General features: G+C 64.1%; 12 protein-coding genes. 8 read left to right on the top strand and 4 right to left on the bottom strand.

What is annotated here, in order from left to right; translation table 11 throughout:
• Nucleotides 1–83 precede the first annotated feature (83 nt).
• From phbB to FJ430_RS06620, 5 genes are all read left to right on the top strand, one after another.
• Entirely contained in the window at nt 84–809 is a 726-nt protein-coding gene (gene phbB, locus FJ430_RS06640) for an acetoacetyl-CoA reductase (protein ID WP_140704594.1), read from the top strand.
• A gap of 714 nt (nt 810–1,523) precedes the next feature.
• Nucleotides 1,524–5,078, top strand: coding sequence for a helicase-related protein (locus FJ430_RS06635; RefSeq protein WP_140704958.1), 3,555 nt, complete (start codon nt 1,524–1,526; stop codon nt 5,076–5,078).
• 151 nt (nt 5,079–5,229) lie between these two features.
• A complete protein-coding gene (locus tag FJ430_RS06630) occupies nt 5,230–5,616 on the top strand; it encodes an RNA-binding S4 domain-containing protein (protein ID WP_140704592.1) in 387 nt (128 codons plus the stop codon).
• 151 nt (nt 5,617–5,767) lie between these two features.
• A complete protein-coding gene (gene fdxA / locus FJ430_RS06625) occupies nt 5,768–6,106 on the top strand; it encodes a ferredoxin FdxA (protein ID WP_140645827.1) in 339 nt (112 codons plus the stop codon).
• A gap of 372 nt (nt 6,107–6,478) precedes the next feature.
• Entirely contained in the window at nt 6,479–7,060 is a 582-nt protein-coding gene (locus FJ430_RS06620; protein WP_140645828.1) for a CarD family transcriptional regulator, read from the top strand.
• A 299-nt stretch (nt 7,061–7,359) separates the two neighbouring features.
• On the opposite strand, the gene FJ430_RS06615 is transcribed toward FJ430_RS06620, so the two are convergent.
• From FJ430_RS06615 to FJ430_RS06605, 3 genes are all read right to left on the bottom strand, one after another.
• The gene (locus FJ430_RS06615) at nt 7,360–8,130 is read right to left on the bottom strand and encodes an amino acid ABC transporter ATP-binding protein (RefSeq protein ID WP_140704590.1); all 771 of its coding nucleotides are present in this window, start codon (nt 8,128–8,130) and stop codon (nt 7,360–7,362) included.
• Nucleotides 8,127–8,807, bottom strand: a complete 681-nt coding sequence (locus tag FJ430_RS06610; RefSeq protein WP_027166691.1) for an ABC transporter permease subunit — start codon at nt 8,805–8,807, stop codon at nt 8,127–8,129. Before FJ430_RS06610 ends, FJ430_RS06615 begins: the two co-directional genes overlap by 4 nt.
• Nucleotides 8,808–8,970: 163 nt before the next feature.
• Complete coding sequence (locus tag FJ430_RS06605) at nt 8,971–9,744, bottom strand: amino acid ABC transporter substrate-binding protein (protein WP_140645831.1); 774 nt, start codon at nt 9,742–9,744, stop codon at nt 8,971–8,973.
• Between the two features lie 305 nt (nt 9,745–10,049).
• Here FJ430_RS06605 and FJ430_RS06600 point away from each other — a divergent pair, with 305 nt between their 5' ends.
• The 3 genes from FJ430_RS06600 (at nt 10,050) to FJ430_RS06590 (ending at nt 13,075) form a co-directional block, all read left to right on the top strand.
• On the top strand, nt 10,050–10,913 hold the full coding sequence (locus FJ430_RS06600; RefSeq protein WP_140645832.1) for an RNA polymerase factor sigma-32: 864 nt from the start codon (nt 10,050–10,052) through the stop codon (nt 10,911–10,913).
• A gap of 171 nt (nt 10,914–11,084) precedes the next feature.
• Complete coding sequence (locus FJ430_RS06595; protein ID WP_226892096.1) at nt 11,085–12,101, top strand: caspase family protein; 1,017 nt, start codon at nt 11,085–11,087, stop codon at nt 12,099–12,101.
• A complete protein-coding gene (locus FJ430_RS06590) occupies nt 12,101–13,075 on the top strand; it encodes a tetratricopeptide repeat protein (protein ID WP_226892095.1) in 975 nt (324 codons plus the stop codon). The genes FJ430_RS06595 and FJ430_RS06590 overlap by 1 nt, the downstream gene beginning before the upstream one ends.
• A gap of 73 nt (nt 13,076–13,148) precedes the next feature.
• On the opposite strand, the gene FJ430_RS06585 is transcribed toward FJ430_RS06590, so the two are convergent.
• Nucleotides 13,149–14,615, bottom strand: a complete 1,467-nt coding sequence (locus FJ430_RS06585) for a M48 family metalloprotease (protein WP_140654974.1) — start codon at nt 14,613–14,615, stop codon at nt 13,149–13,151.
• Nucleotides 14,616–14,727: the final 112 nt, after the last annotated feature.

Genomic DNA, 14,727 nt, shown 5'->3' with positions numbered 1-14,727 from the left:
GAAGCGTCGCGCGGCGGGACATCGGACCCTACTCGCTATTCGCTACTCTCTACTCGCTCAGACGATTTTAAAGGGAGGACCACATGAGCAAGGTAGCAATCGTCACGGGCGGATCGCGCGGCATCGGCGCGGCGATATCGGTCGCCTTGAAGAACGCCGGCTATTCCGTCGCGGCGAACTATGCCGGCAATGACGAGGCGGCGCAGAAATTCAAGGCCGAGACCGGCATCCCGGTCTACAAATGGTCCGTCGCCGACTACGAGGCCTGCGCCGCCGGCATCAAGCAGATCGAAGCCGATCTCGGACCGGTCGGGGTGCTGGTCAACAATGCCGGCATCACCCGCGACGCCATGTTCCACAAGATGACGCCCGCGCAGTGGAAGGAAGTCATCGACACCAACCTCTCCGGCGTCTTCAACATGACGCATCCTCTGTGGAGCGGCATGCGCGACCGCAAGTTCGGTCGCGTCATCACCATTTCCTCCATCAACGGCCAGAAGGGCCAGGCCGGCCAGGTCAACTACTCGGCCGCCAAGGCCGGCGATATCGGCTTCAGTAAGGCTCTTGCCCAAGAAGGCGCGCGCGCGGGCATCACCGTCAACGTCATCTGCCCCGGCTATATCGCGACCGAAATGGTCAAGGCGATCGACGAAAAGGTGCTCACCGAGCGCATCATCCCGCAGATCCCGGTTGGCCGCCTCGGCGAGCCGGAAGAGATCGCGCGCTGCGTCGTCTTCCTGGCGTCCGACGAGGCCGGCTTCATCACCGGCTCGACCATCACCGCCAATGGCGGCCAGTACTTCGCCTGATACCCAACTTCGCCTGATACCCTTTTTGCGCCGAGGCGGCCCCGACATCGGAGCCGCCTTTTTGCCCCGTCGACAAGCTCGGCGCGACACCTTGCCTCAATTCGGCACGCAAAGGTTAACGGCAGCAGCCTCCTTTATGCGCAACTCCGCCAACAAGCTGTGAATTCTCGGTGGGTAAGCTGTGGATAACACCATATCTAGGGGTGAACAAACCGGGAAAATAACCGGATCGCTGATTCGTCGCCGATTCGTTCTGGCTTTGGCCGGAAAGTTAACGGCGGACGGCGCAAACGTCACCGAATCCGTTAAAGGCGATTAAGAAAAATCAATAATTTCATAACTTTGAGGGCAAGGCTCAAGTCAACCGCGACCGTTGCCCGGCAAAAGTTAACGACAGTCTCGGTCAGACGGGGCCACGCAGGAATCGGGCCAATTCAGCGATTCAGCATGTGGTGAGACTCGCCGTCAAAAAACCCACATATAGCCGTGAACAAAACCTGAATCAGAACGAGTCAGCGATTCGTCGCTGATTCGTTCCAGACTCGTTCCAGCCGTTAACAACGACCGATTTTGCCCACCCCGGTCCGCTCTGCCTGTCCCCAAAGGAACATTCCGCTTTCGCTTCGCGCCCGAAGTCCCTATGTGTCGCCTGTCACACGCGGCAGCACCGCCGTGCTTCAGACTACAAGCGGCAGAAACCTTATTTCCGAGCCGATGAACATCCAGCCGAAACACTCCCAGCCGCTGATCCTTTCGGGCCGCGACGTGACGGCCGTGCTGGGGCCCACCAACACCGGCAAGACCCATCTCGCCATCGAGCGCATGGTCGCGCATGAGACCGGCGTCATCGGCCTGCCGCTCAGGCTGCTCGCCCGCGAAGTCTATGCCCGGGTCTGCGAGAAGGTCGGCGCCCACAAGGTGGCGCTGATCACTGGCGAGGAGAAGATCGTGCCTGCCGGGGCGAAATATTCGGTCTGCACCGTCGAGGCGATGCCGCGCGAAACCGACGCCACCTTCGTCGCCATCGACGAGGTGCAGCTCGCCGGCGATCTCGAACGCGGCCATATCTTCACCGACCGCATCCTGCATCTGCGCGGCCGCCAGGAAACGCTGCTTCTCGGCGCTGCCACCATGCACGGCATCCTGCAGCGCCTGTTGAAGGGCGTGTCGGTGGTGACGCGGCCGCGGCTTTCGCACCTTGCCTATGCCGGCTCGAAGAAGCTCACCCGGCTGCCGCGGCGCACCGCTATCGTCGCTTTCTCCGCCGACGAGGTCTACGCCATCGCCGAGCTGATCCGCCGCCAGCAGGGCGGCGCGGCCGTCGTCCTCGGCGCGCTCTCGCCGCGCACCCGCAACGCGCAGGTGGAGATCTTCCAGTCCGGCGATGTCGACTATCTCATCGCCACCGACGCCATCGGCATGGGACTGAACCTCGACCTCGACCATGTCGCCTTCGCCCAGAACCGCAAATTCGACGGTTACCAATACCGTAACCTGACCGCCGCCGAGCTTGGCCAGATCGCCGGCCGTGCCGGCCGGCACCTGCGCGACGGCACGTTCGGCGTCACCGGCCAGGTCGATCCGTTCGACGAGGATCTGGTCGCCAAGATCGAGGGACACGACTTCGACCCGGTGAAGGTGCTGCAGTGGCGCACCGCCGATTTCGACTTTTCCAGCCTCGATGCGCTGAAACGCTCGATCGAGGCCAATGCGCCGGTGGAAGGGCTGACCCGCGCGCTGCCGGCCGTGGACGCGCAGGCGCTGGAGCATCTGTCGCGCGATGGCGACATCCGCGCTTTGGCCACCGGCAAGGAGCGCGTGGCGCTGCTGTGGGAAGCCTGCGCCCTGCCGGACTACCGCAAGATCGCGCCGGCCCATCATGCCGACCTCGTCGCCTCGATCTATATGGACCTTGCGCGTCACGGCTATGTCGATGAGAATTACATGGCCGAGCAGGTGCGGCGCGCCGACACGACGGACGGCGATATCGACACGCTCTCGCACCGGATCGCGCAGATCCGCACCTGGACTTTCGTCTCCAACCGCCCCGGCTGGCTGGCCGATCAGCTACACTGGCAGGAAAAGACGCGCGAAATCGAAGACAGATTGTCGGATGCGCTGCATGAGCGGTTGACGAAACGCTTCGTAGACCGCAGGACTTCCGTCCTCATGCGGCGCCTTAGAGAAAATACCATGCCTGAAGCCGAAATCAGCCCTACCGGAACCGTCCTCGTCGAAGGCCATCATGTCGGCGAGTTGCAGGGGTTCCGCTTCACCGCCGACCAGAGCGCCGGCGGCGAGGACGCCAAGGCGGTGCGCACCGCCGCCCAGAAGGCGCTCGCCGCCGAGTTCGAGGCGCGCGCCGAGCGCTTTGCCGCTTGCGCCAATGGCGACCTGGCTTTGGGCTCGGACGGCGTCCTGCGCTGGATCGGCGCGCCGATCGGCACGCTGGTCGCCGGCGACGAGGCGTTGAAGCCGCGCCTGGTCCTGCTTGCCGACGAGCAGCTGACCGGGCCTGCCCGCGACAAGGTCGCGGCGCGCGCCGAGCGTTTCGTCAATTTCCAGATCGAGTCGCTTTTGAAGCCGCTGGTCGACTTGAAGAATGCCGACCAGCTCACCGGCATCGCGCGCGGCATCGCCTTCCAGCTGGTCGAGCATTTCGGCCTGATCAATCGCCGCGACATCGCGGAGGAGATGAAGTCTCTCGACCAGGAAGGCCGCGCGGCACTTCGCCGCCTCGGCGTGCGCTTCGGCGCCTACCATGTCTTCGTGCCGGCGCTGATCAAGCCGGCGCCTGCCGGCCTGGTGACCTTGCTCTGGGCGCTGAAGAATGACGGCAAGGACAAGCCGGGCTTCGGCGACGTGGTGCATGCGCTGGCCTCCGGCCGCACTTCCGTGGTCATCGACCCGGCCTTCGACAAGACCTTCTACAAGCTCGCCGGCTACCGCAATCTCGGCCGCCGCGCCGTGCGCGTCGACATCCTGGAAAGGCTCGCCGACCTCATCCGCCCGGCGACCAACTGGAAGCCTGGCCTCGGCCAGCGTCCGGACGGCGCCTATGACGGCCACGCCTTCATGGTGACGCCGCCGATGATGTCGATCCTCGGCGCCACCGCCGACGACATGGAGGAGATCCTCAAGGGTCTCGGCTATCGCTCCGAGGCAAAGCCGGCCGCCGAGGTGAAAGCGAAGCTCGACGCGCAGGACGACGCCGCCCGTGAAGCGGCCGCGGCCAAGCTCGCCGCGGAAGAGGCCGCTCGCGCCGCGCGGGCGACGGAGGCGCCCGCCCCCGAGGCCGCCACCGTGGCAACGTCCGGCGAGAGCCCGGAGACGGACAGCACCGAAATCCATGCCGCGGAAACCCCGGCCGAGAGCGCGGCGGAGCCTGTCGACGAAACAATCGGACAGGAAACTCTGGCCGCGGAAGCCACGGAAACCGCGGCGGCAAGCGAACCGGCGGCGCAAGGCGATGAGCCGGCCGGCGAGGCCGTGACGGAGGAAGGAGTGCCCTTGGCTGAGGCCGAGTCCTCGCGGACCGAAACCCCGGCCGAGAGCGCGGCGGAGCCTGTCGACGACACAGCTGGACAGGAGACCGTGGCCACGGAAACCGCGGCGGCAGGCGAACCGGCAGCGCAAAGCGATGAGCCGGCCGGCGAGGCCGTGACGGAGGAAGGCGTGCCTTCGGCTCAGGCCGAGTCCTCGCAGACCGAAACCCCGGCCACGAGCGAGACCCCCGCATCGACTGAAATGACGACGGAAGCCGAAACCGCGGCCGAGACTGAAGAGCCGAAGCCTGTCCTTCTGTGGCGCCAGGCGCGCTTCGACCATCAGCGTCCGCGCCATCGCCACGACAACCGTCGCGACAATCGTCCGCGTGGCGGCCAGCCCGCGCGCGATGGCCAGCCTGGCGCCGCTGCCGGCCAGCCCGGCGATCGCCCCGCCCAGGAAGGCCGCCGCGAGCAGCGCGACGGCGCCGGCAAGCCGCGCTTCGACCGCTCGAAGTTCAAGCCACGGCCGGAAACCGGCGACAGGCGCGAAGGTGGCGAACGGCGCGAAGGCAGGCCGCAAGGCGAGCGGCCAGATCGCCACGAGGGGGGCCGCCGCGAGGGCCGGCCCGAATGGAAGGGCAACAGGCAGGACGGCAAGGGCAACGCCCAGGGCGGCAAGCCGGCCTTCCAGGGCAAGCCGCGCGAGGAGCGCCCGCAACGCTTCGATCCGGATTCGCCCTTCGCCAAGCTCGCCGCCTTGCGCGACCAGCTGAAGAAATAGGTTCGAGCATGATCCCGAAAAGTGGGGCCCGGTTTTCGGGCGAGATCATGCTCCATCAAAGAGCCAGCATGATCCCGAACCGAAGGACCGCGCCAGCGAAAAGTGGGAACCGGTTTTCCGATAAGATCGTGCTCCAACAAAGCTAGCCCCGATGGTTGGAGAGGGCCGCCAGCGCATCGACAAATGGCTGTTCTTTTCGCGCGCGGTGAAATCGCGGTCCCTGGCGGCGAAAGTCGTCGTCGCCGGGCGTGTCCGCATCAATCGCGACAAAGCAGCGCAGGCCTCCGATCTGGTCAAGCCCGGCGACGTTCTCACCATCACGCTCGAGGGCCGTATCCTGGTCTGGAAGGTGCTGAATTGCGGCACGCGACGCGGTCCGGCCGACGAGGCGCGGCTGCTTTACGAGGACATGTCGCCGGCGCCGACACCCAAGGGCGAGACGGTTCCGGATGCCATTCCAGGCCTGCGCGAGGCCGGCAGCGGGCGCCCGACCAAACGCGAGCGGCGGCAGACCGACCGCCTGCTCGGCGATGATTGAATTGGGCCAGCCGGACCGCCAGCGGCGAGACCGCTGGAATTCTATTCCCCGGGGCCGGCAGTGCCCGAATGCCCTGCCCTTGCAAGCAGCCGGCAAAGGCGTTACCTCAACCTGAAAAAGCCGAGCAAATCGGGACGTTCCGGAGCCTGCAATGACCTATGTCGTGACCGACAATTGCATCAAATGCAAATACATGGACTGCATCGAGGTCTGTCCGGTCGACTGTTTCTACGAGGGCGAGAACATGCTCGTCATCCATCCCGACGAGTGCATCGACTGCGGCGTGTGCGAGCCCGAATGTCCTGCCGACGCGATCAAGCCGGACACCGAGGGCGGCCTCGACAAATGGTTGCAGGTCAATTCCGAATACGCCGAGAAGTGGCCCAATATCACCGCCAAGAAAGAGCCGCCCGCGGACGCCAAAACCTTCGACGGCGAGGCCGGGAAGTTCGAGAAATATTTCTCGCCGGAGCCCGGTGAAGGCGATTGATGCTGGCGCCGGCGACGCCGGCATGACGCGACGTAACGCGACCGATACAGTTGCTGTCTTGACAGGCAGCGACCCCGTTTGGCGTTAGCGAACGCAGCAAAACCTTGATTCTTCCGACTTTTTGTGTTACATCAACGAAACATGCCGGTGACACAACGTCGATTTATGGCGCTAACGCCCCAAATCACTGAAAGGTGAGCTTTTAGATCCGGACCAGAGCGATCTGGGGCAGGCGGCCGCATTCGTGCGGTATGCCGGTCCCTGCTTTTCCGGTGGGTTCATCCTGTTGCGCGGCTAATGGTCGGCTATCGCCGACCCCATCGGTTCGAGCCGGCATGATGCCGGCTGCACAACTAAGGAGTTCAGGGCGTAATGGCAACGATCACCCCGCAGAAGAAGTCCAACGCGGCCCGCCACGGGTTCAAGACCGGCGAGTTCATCGTCTATCCGGCGCATGGCGTCGGCCAGATCGTGGCGATCGACGAGCAGGAAGTTGCGGGTCACAAGCTGGAACTGTTCGTCATCGATTTCCAGAAGGACAAGATGCGGCTCAAGGTACCGGTCGCCAAGGCGACCTCGATCGGCATGCGCAAGCTGTCGGAAGAGGACTATGTCGACCGCGCGCTGAAGGTCGTGCAGGGCCGCGCCCGCATCAAGCGCACCATGTGGTCGCGCCGCGCCCAGGAATATGATGCCAAGATCAATTCCGGCGACCTGATCTCGATCTCGGAAGTGGTGCGCGACCTTTACCGCGCCGACAACCAGCCGGAGCAGTCCTATTCCGAGCGTCAGCTCTATGAAGCCGCGCTCGACCGTATGGCCCGCGAGATCGCCGCTGTGAACCGCATGTCGGAGACCGAGGCGGTTCGCCTCATCGAGGTCAACCTCAACAAGGGTCCGAAGCGCGGCGCCAAGGCCGACAACGAAGAATCCGAACAGGAAGAAGCTGCCTGAGCTTTTTCGCTCATTGAACTACGAAGAACCCGGCCTCGCGTCGGGTTTTTTGTTTGGGCTTAAAGCATGTCTCCCGAAAGTGGACCCGGTTTCGGGACAAAGACATGCTTAAAATCAAAACTTAAAGCAGGTCGCGTGAATCCTTTTTCACGCGACCTGCTTTAATGCATGTCGCGCAAAAGTGTGCAGCGGTTTTGCGACAACGACATGCATGAAAACAAAGCCTTGAAGAAGCGGCGGCCCCCGCTCTTTACCCGGACCTTCGGTCCGGTCTCCCCACAAAAGGGGAGGTAAAGGACTCAGCCGCCAGACTCCTTCTGCGCTTCTTCCTGCCGCAGCGAGGCGATGAAGCGCTTGGTCCGCTCGCGCTCCGGATTGTCGAACACGACCGAGGCTGGGCCTTTCTCGACGATCGAGCCGGCATCGAGAAAGACGACCTCCTGCGCGATCTTGGAGGCGAGCCTCAGATCGTGCGTCGCCATCACCATGGTTGTGCCTTCGCGGGCAAGCTGCCCAAGCACGTCGACCACTTCCTGCGCCAGTTCCGGATCGAGCGCCGAGGTCGGCTCGTCGCAAAGCAGCACGCGCGGCGACGGCGCCAGCGCCCGGGCGATCGCCACACGCTGCTGCTGGCCGCCGGACAGCGTCGCCGGCCAGGCATCGGCCTTGTGCGCCATGCCGACCTTTTCGAGCAGCGCCATGGCCCGCTCGCGCGCCCTTGGCTCCGGCCATTTCAGCACCGTCACCAGCCCTTCCATGACATTCTCGATCGCGGTGCGATGCGGGAAGAGCTGGAAATTCTGGAACACCATGCCGGTCTGCAGGCGAATGCGCTGGATGTCCTTGGCCGGCACCTTGATGCCCGGATGGAATTCCAGCCCCTCCTCGCCGATGCGCAAAGCGCCCGACGTCGGGATCTCCAACAGGTTGATGCAGCGTAAGAGCGTGCTTTTGCCGCCGCCCGAAGGGCCGACCAGCGCCGTCACGCTGCCCTCGTCCAGGCTGACGGTGACGCCTTTCAGCACCAGATTGTCGCCGAAGCGCTTTTCGATGTTGCTGAGGCCGATCATGCGTTGGCCTCCAGGAACCCGCCATAGCGGTTGAGCCGCACCTCCAGCCGCGCCTGTAGCGCCGACAGCACCGAGCTCAATGCGAGATAGAGCGCCGCCGCCTCGACATAGAGGATCAGCGGCTCATATGTGGTGGCGACGATGCGCTGCGCCGCCTGGAACATCTCGGGCACCGTGATCGCCGCCGCCAGCGAGGTATCCTTGACCAGCGAGATGAAGGTGTTGGAAAGCGGCGGCACCGCGACGCGGCCGGCTTGCGGCAGGATCGTGCGCCGCATCGCCTGGCTCCAGGTCATGCCGATCGAGTAGGATGCCTCCCATTGGCCTTTCGGCACCGAGCCGATGACGGCGCGAATGATCTCCGACGTATAGGCGCCGATGTTGAGCGTGAAGCCGATAAGCGCGGCGGGAAAGGCATCGAGCAGGATGCCGACCGACGGCAGGCCGTAGAAGATCAGGAACAACTGAACGAGCAGCGGCGTGCCGCGAAAGATCCAGACATAGAAGCGAACCAGCGCAACCAGCGGCTTTGGACCGAACAGCCGGATCAGCGCCGTCACCAGTCCGGCGATGAGCCCGAGCGCGAAGGACAGGAGCGTCAGCGGCACGGTGAAAATCAGCGCCGCCCACAACAGCGTCGGCAACGATTCCAGCATCAATTGCAGCCAGTGCGGCACGGAGCGCTTCTCCCTTCCAGATACGGCGGCGCGTTCCCCCGTCTGGACTGACTATCATGCAAAAACCGGCGGGCCGTCAAAGACGGCGGCGCATGAATATCGTGCAAAAAATAACGGGCCGTCTTTGACGGCCCGCCGGTTTCCGAACAAGAGGACGATTGCCTTACTTCGAAACGTCCTGGCCGAAATATTTGTCGGCGATCTTCTGGTAGGTGCCGTCGGCCTTGATGTCGGCCAGCGCCTTGTTGATGGCCGCGACCAGCTCCGGATCGCCCTTGCGCACGATAACGCCGGAATAGTCGGCATTCTCTTCCTGCGCGGCGATCTTCACATTGGCGTCCGGCTTGTGCTTCTTGAAGTCGAGGAAGGACAGGCTGTCGTTGATGGTGGCGTCGGCGCGGCCGGTGAGCAGAAGCTGGATCGACTGGTCGAAGCCGTCGGTGCCGACGAGCTCGGCGCCATTGGACTCGGCGAGCTTGCCGAAGTTGGAGGTCAGCGACTGCGCCGACTTCTTGCCCTTGAGGTCGGCGAAGGTCTTGATGTCGGTGTTGTCGCCGCGCACGATCAGCACCGCCTTCGAGGCGATGTAGGGATCGGAGAAGTCATACTTGGCCTTGCGCGCATCGGTGATGCCGACCTCGTTGATGACGGCGTCGTAGCGGTTGGCGTCGAGGCCGGCGATCAGCCCGTCCCACTTGCCTTCGAGGAACTCGACCTTGACGCCGAGCTTGTCGGCGATGGCCTTGGCGATCTCGACATCGAAGCCGACCAGGGCGTTGGATTCGTCATGATAGGTGAAGGGCGCGTAGGTGCCTTCGGTGCCGACCTTGATGACGCCCGCCTGCTTGATCTGGTCGAGATTGGCGCCGGCATGCCCGGCCGTGACCGCCAGAACCTGCAACGTTCCGGCGACAAGGAGCGATTTGAGCCATTTCATTTTTCTGTGATCCCGTTTTGACCGGTGCCCCGGCGCGATTGTGAGAGCCGGAAACTGACAGATAGAAGGCCGCGAAATAAGGAACCAGATTTCAAAAATCGGCTCTTCCAGAAATCCGTTTCTCAAAATTGCCTGATAACCGCCAACCGACTCTTTCGGGCCGATAACAAAACGTTCCCGCTGGCAATATTTGCCCCCTCGGACGGCGGAACCATCGATGCGCCTGACACGTTGCATGGCTGTTGTAGGGCGCGGCGGCATCTTTTCAACCGCTGTAAGCCCACTCACCACCAAAAGGAGCCGGCATGATCGAGGACGCGGCAGGACGGACGCTGGTCCGGGCGGCAATGAAGGCTCCTTATCTCGAGCGTGACGAGGAGCATGTCCTCGCCTTGCGCTGGAAGGAAGAGAACGACCAGCACGCGTTGCACAGGATCACCGTCGCCCATATGCGCCTGGTCATCTCGATGGCCTCGAAATTCCGCCATTACGGCCTGCCGCTCGGCGACCTTATCCAGGAGGGCCATGTCGGCCTGCTCGAGGCCGCCGCCCGTTTCGAGCCCGCGCGCGAAGTGCGCTTCTCGACCTATGCCACGTGGTGGATCCGCGCCTCCATGCAGGATTACATCCTGCGCAACTGGTCGATCGTGCGCGGCGGCACGAGTTCGGCGCAGAAGGCGCTGTTCTTCAACCTGCGGCGTCTGCGCGCCCGCCTCGCCAACGGCGCCGAGCCGCTCTCCAATGCCACGCTCTATCGCGAGGTCTCGGCCGCGCTCGGCGTTCCGGAAGCCGACGTTGCGATGATGGATTCACGCCTGTCCTCGCCCGACAGCTCGCTCAACGCGCCTTTGGCCGATGAGAACGGCGCCGCCGAGCGGATGGATTTCCTGGTCTCCGAAGACCCGCTCCCCGACGAGATCGTCGGCGACCGGATCGACATCCAGCGCCGGGCTGTCTGGCTGAAGAGCGCGCTCGGCGCGCTCAACGCCCGCGAGCTTCGCATCATCGAGGAGCGCAGGCTGAGCGACGACGGCGCCACGCTGGAAGCGCTCGGCGAACAGCTCGGCATCTCCAAGGAACGCGTCCGCCAGATAGAGGCCCGCGCCATGGAAAAGCTGAAGCTGGCTCTTGTGAAGCAGAATCCGGAATTTTTGGCGGAAGCGGCCTGAAATTAATGTAATTAAAAAATCAAAGATAAGAAATTTATTAAATAAGAATATATTCGCCGTCGAGGCGATTTTTCCTCGGTAACGCATATTGATTGTGAGCTCTTTAACAGACCGCTGCGCCGCAATCGGCTTTTTTGACGCCTCCAGATCATAACATATGGGGGATCTGCCATGCTGCGATGCTGCGCGCTCCTTGCAGCCCTGTTCCTCGTGGGCCTCACGACATTCGAAGCGCACGCCGATCGAAGGGTTGCCCTCGTCATCGGCAATTCCGAATATCGCGAAATCCCGGCGCTCAAGAATCCGGACAAGGACGCGGAAGACGTGTCCAATACGTTCCGGCTGGCCGGCTTCGAGGTGTTCGCCGCCAAGGACCTGACCAGGCTTCAGTTCGAAGAGCGGTTCCGCAACTATCTGGCGGCAGCCGACGGCGCCGATCTCGCGGTCGTCTACTATTCGGGACACGGCTTTCAGATCGGCGGCGAGAATTTCCTGATTCCGGTCGATGCGTCGCTGAAAGATGCGGCCGACATGGAGGTCCAGGCGATCAAGGTCGACGACATATTGCGGCAACTGCGCTCGAGATCGAAGATCCAGATGATCATCCTCGACGCCTGCCGCAACAATCCCTTCCCGCGCAAGGACTATTGGCTGCGCGACCAGTTGATCGTCGCCGGCGACAGCGGACTTGCGCAGGTAACAGGTTCGCAGAACACGCTGATTGCCTATGCAACCGAGCCGGGGGCGGTCGCCTATGATGGTTCCGGCGATCTCAGCCCGTTCTCGTCGTCCTTCTCCCGCCGCGCGCTGGCGCCGGACCAGGAGATACGCTCGGTCATGGCGGCCGTGCGCCGCGACGTGGTCAAGGCCACCAACGGCAAGCAGGTTCCGTGGGAGAACTCCTCGCTGATCGACGATGTCGTGCTGATGCGCGGGGCGGAGCAACCAGCGCCACCGCCTTCCGACGCGCAGCAGAACGAGCAGGTGGCGGAGCGCGGAATCCAGGTTGGCGATGTCGCCGAGGCGATTGGAAGTCGCGATATCCGCGTCCCGGTCGGCGTCGGCCCGGTTCCGCTGAAACTGGTCTTCCGGCCAAGGATGCCTCGATCAGCCTCAAGCTTGCGAGCTACCCGGCGACCGGAACGCTGTCCTTGCCCGGTCGCGTCCTGTCGCCGCAATCGAGCCTGATGGCCGCCGAGGTCGACAATCTGCGCTACGAGCCGCAGATCGGCTCGGCCGCTCCCGTCGAAGTCGGCTTCGAGATCCGTGTGGGCAACGCCGCGAAGCGGGCGACGATGAAACTGTCGCCGGGCGCCGACCCTTGCGACCAGGCCGCCGGCGAGCCGCTCGACCTGCAGGGCGTCGTCTCGGGACGGTTGCCGAACGAGATCGGCGGCGGGGCTCTCGAGACCTGCGAGGCGGCGGTGAAGTCCTACCCCGACATTGCGCGCTTCCGTTACGAACTGGGGCGGGCGCTGCTGGCGGCGGGCAGGATCGACGAGGCCAGGCAGGCCATCCAGGAAGCCGCGGACAAGGGACATATCCGCGCCCTGTTTGCGCTCGGCTCTATCGCCTCGTCCGGAACAGGGACGGCTGTCGATGCATCGAAGGCGAACGGCCTCTATTCGAAGGCGTCGGACAACGGAGACCCCTACGCCCTGGCCGCCTGGGGACGCGCTTTGTTCAATGGCATCGGCGTCGAGCGCGACACCGGCAAGGGCCTGGACCTGCTGCTCCAGGCAGCGGCGATGGGACATGTCGACGCCATGAAGGAGCTTGCCGTGATCTTCACGGAAGGCCGCAACGGCGTGCCCGCCGACCCGGCCCGCGCCCTGGCTTTCCTCAAAGCCGGCATGGAGCGGCAAGACGTCTATTCGATGGGCGTTCTCGGTCTTTCCGCGCACCCCGCGCGCACCACCCCCGTGGTCATGGCGTGCAAGGCCCCGAAGGTCATCACGAAGATAAAAGTGGTGCGCGTGCCCGTGTCGAAACCGAAGACCGTCACACCGACAATTCCGGGGGCACCAAAGGTCAAGCCGATGCCAACGGGAACCGGGAGGACATCCTGGACTGGTGGCAGTAGCCGCGCTGCCAGCACCGGCGGTGGCAATACCGGCGACGGCGAAGGTGACGGCGGCGACACCGGTAGTGACGGCTTGTGAAGGACAACGGCTCCCGGCCCGGGCGATTGTTCAAATAGCCGACGGCGCCTGGTTGGTGCGAATTCGCAGGTCCCTACCTGTCGGTGACGATCTTGACCTTGTCGCCCGACGACACTGTCGCGCCCGGCGACATGGCGTTGAGCACGCGGAACAGGTCGAGCTTGCGGTCGACACCGACCATCTGCGCGGCGAGCGAGCCCATGGTCTGGCCGGCCTGGACGGTGACGACCCTGATATGCAGCGGCTTCAGCGCCGCCTTCTCGGCCGGACTCAGCACGCGGAAGGAGCCGCTGACCGAGCGCGCCACCGGGTCCAGCGAAGTGCTGGCCGAGGGCGCGGCCGTCAGCAGCCTGTAGACTTGGCCGCCGGCGCGGATCACTGCGATGTCGAACTGCCAGCCTTGCGCGCTGGCATGCGCCGTCGCCGCATCGTTGCCGTTGATCGTCTCCTGGCGCACGCTGGCGTCTTCCAACCCCGCCACCCAGCCGCTGCGGATGTAATCGGTGAGCGAGACGGACTTGTCGATCGCCACGCCGTCGAAGCGGATGGCGATGTCGCCCGGCCCGGTCGCGGTGACGGCGGCCGCCGAATTGTCGATGACGAAGCCGTCCGGCACCGTGAAGGAGACGCCGAGATTGGGGTGCATGAAGGTCTGGCCGCGCACATAGCCTTCTTCCGGCGTGTCGCCGTAAAGCAGGCCGTCGATGCCGGCCAGAAATGCGTCGCGGTCGCGCGTGCCGACGCCGGGCGGGCCGAAATTGCGCGCAAGGCGCTGCGCCAGCTCGATGCGCTGCGGCGTGTTGGGGTGCGTCGCCAGGAAGTCGAGGCTGGCGTCGGTGGCGCCGCTGACCGAGCGGAAATCCGTATAGGCCGACATCGACTGCAGGAAGCGACCCGCCGCATAGGGATCGTAGCCCGCCTCGCCGATCGACTTGATGCCGATGGCGTCGGCCTGCAGTTCCTGGTTGCGCGAGAATTGCGCAAGCCTGAGCTTGCCGCGGATGAGCGCCGCCTTGGCCGTCGGGCTGTCGCCGAGCACATCGGAAACCACCTTGGTCGCCAGGCCTTCCTCGGCTTCGAGTTGCTGCCGCTGCAGGCCGTGATTCGCGGTGACGTGGCCCATCTCATGCGCGATGACCGCGGCAAGCTCGGACGAATCGTTGGCCAGCGCCAGCAAGCCGCGCGTCACATAGAGATAGCCGCCCGGCAACGCGAAGGCGTTGACGTTGGGTGAGTTGAGGATGGTGATGCGATAGGTTTGGGTAGGGTTCGCCGACACCACCGTCAGATTGCCGACGACCTTGGCCACCATGCGTTCGAGCCTGGGGTCGGAATATTCGCCGCCATAGGTGGCGAGAATCCGCGGATGCTGCGCCTTCGCCATTTCGGCGAGCTTGGCGTTGGCGACGACATTGTCGACGGTGATCGGCTTGTCGGAAGGCTGGAAGCCGCTTTCCTGCACGTCCGGCGGCGTGAACATCTGGCAACTGGCCAGTACGGCAACACTCGCCAGCGCGAGAAATCGTGCCAGCGGCCTCATCCAAACCTTCTCAGCGCCGGTCGACAGATCGGCTTCCTTTCGAACTCTTTCGGCAAATCGCTGCCCAGCCGGACTAGCATGGCCGGACCTAGCCACACTCCCCCGGACAAGG

This window comes from Mesorhizobium sp. B2-8-5 (assembly GCF_006440675.2).
Lineage (GTDB): Bacteria > Pseudomonadota > Alphaproteobacteria > Rhizobiales > Rhizobiaceae > Mesorhizobium.
This window is presented reverse-complemented; position numbering and strand designations above follow the sequence as displayed.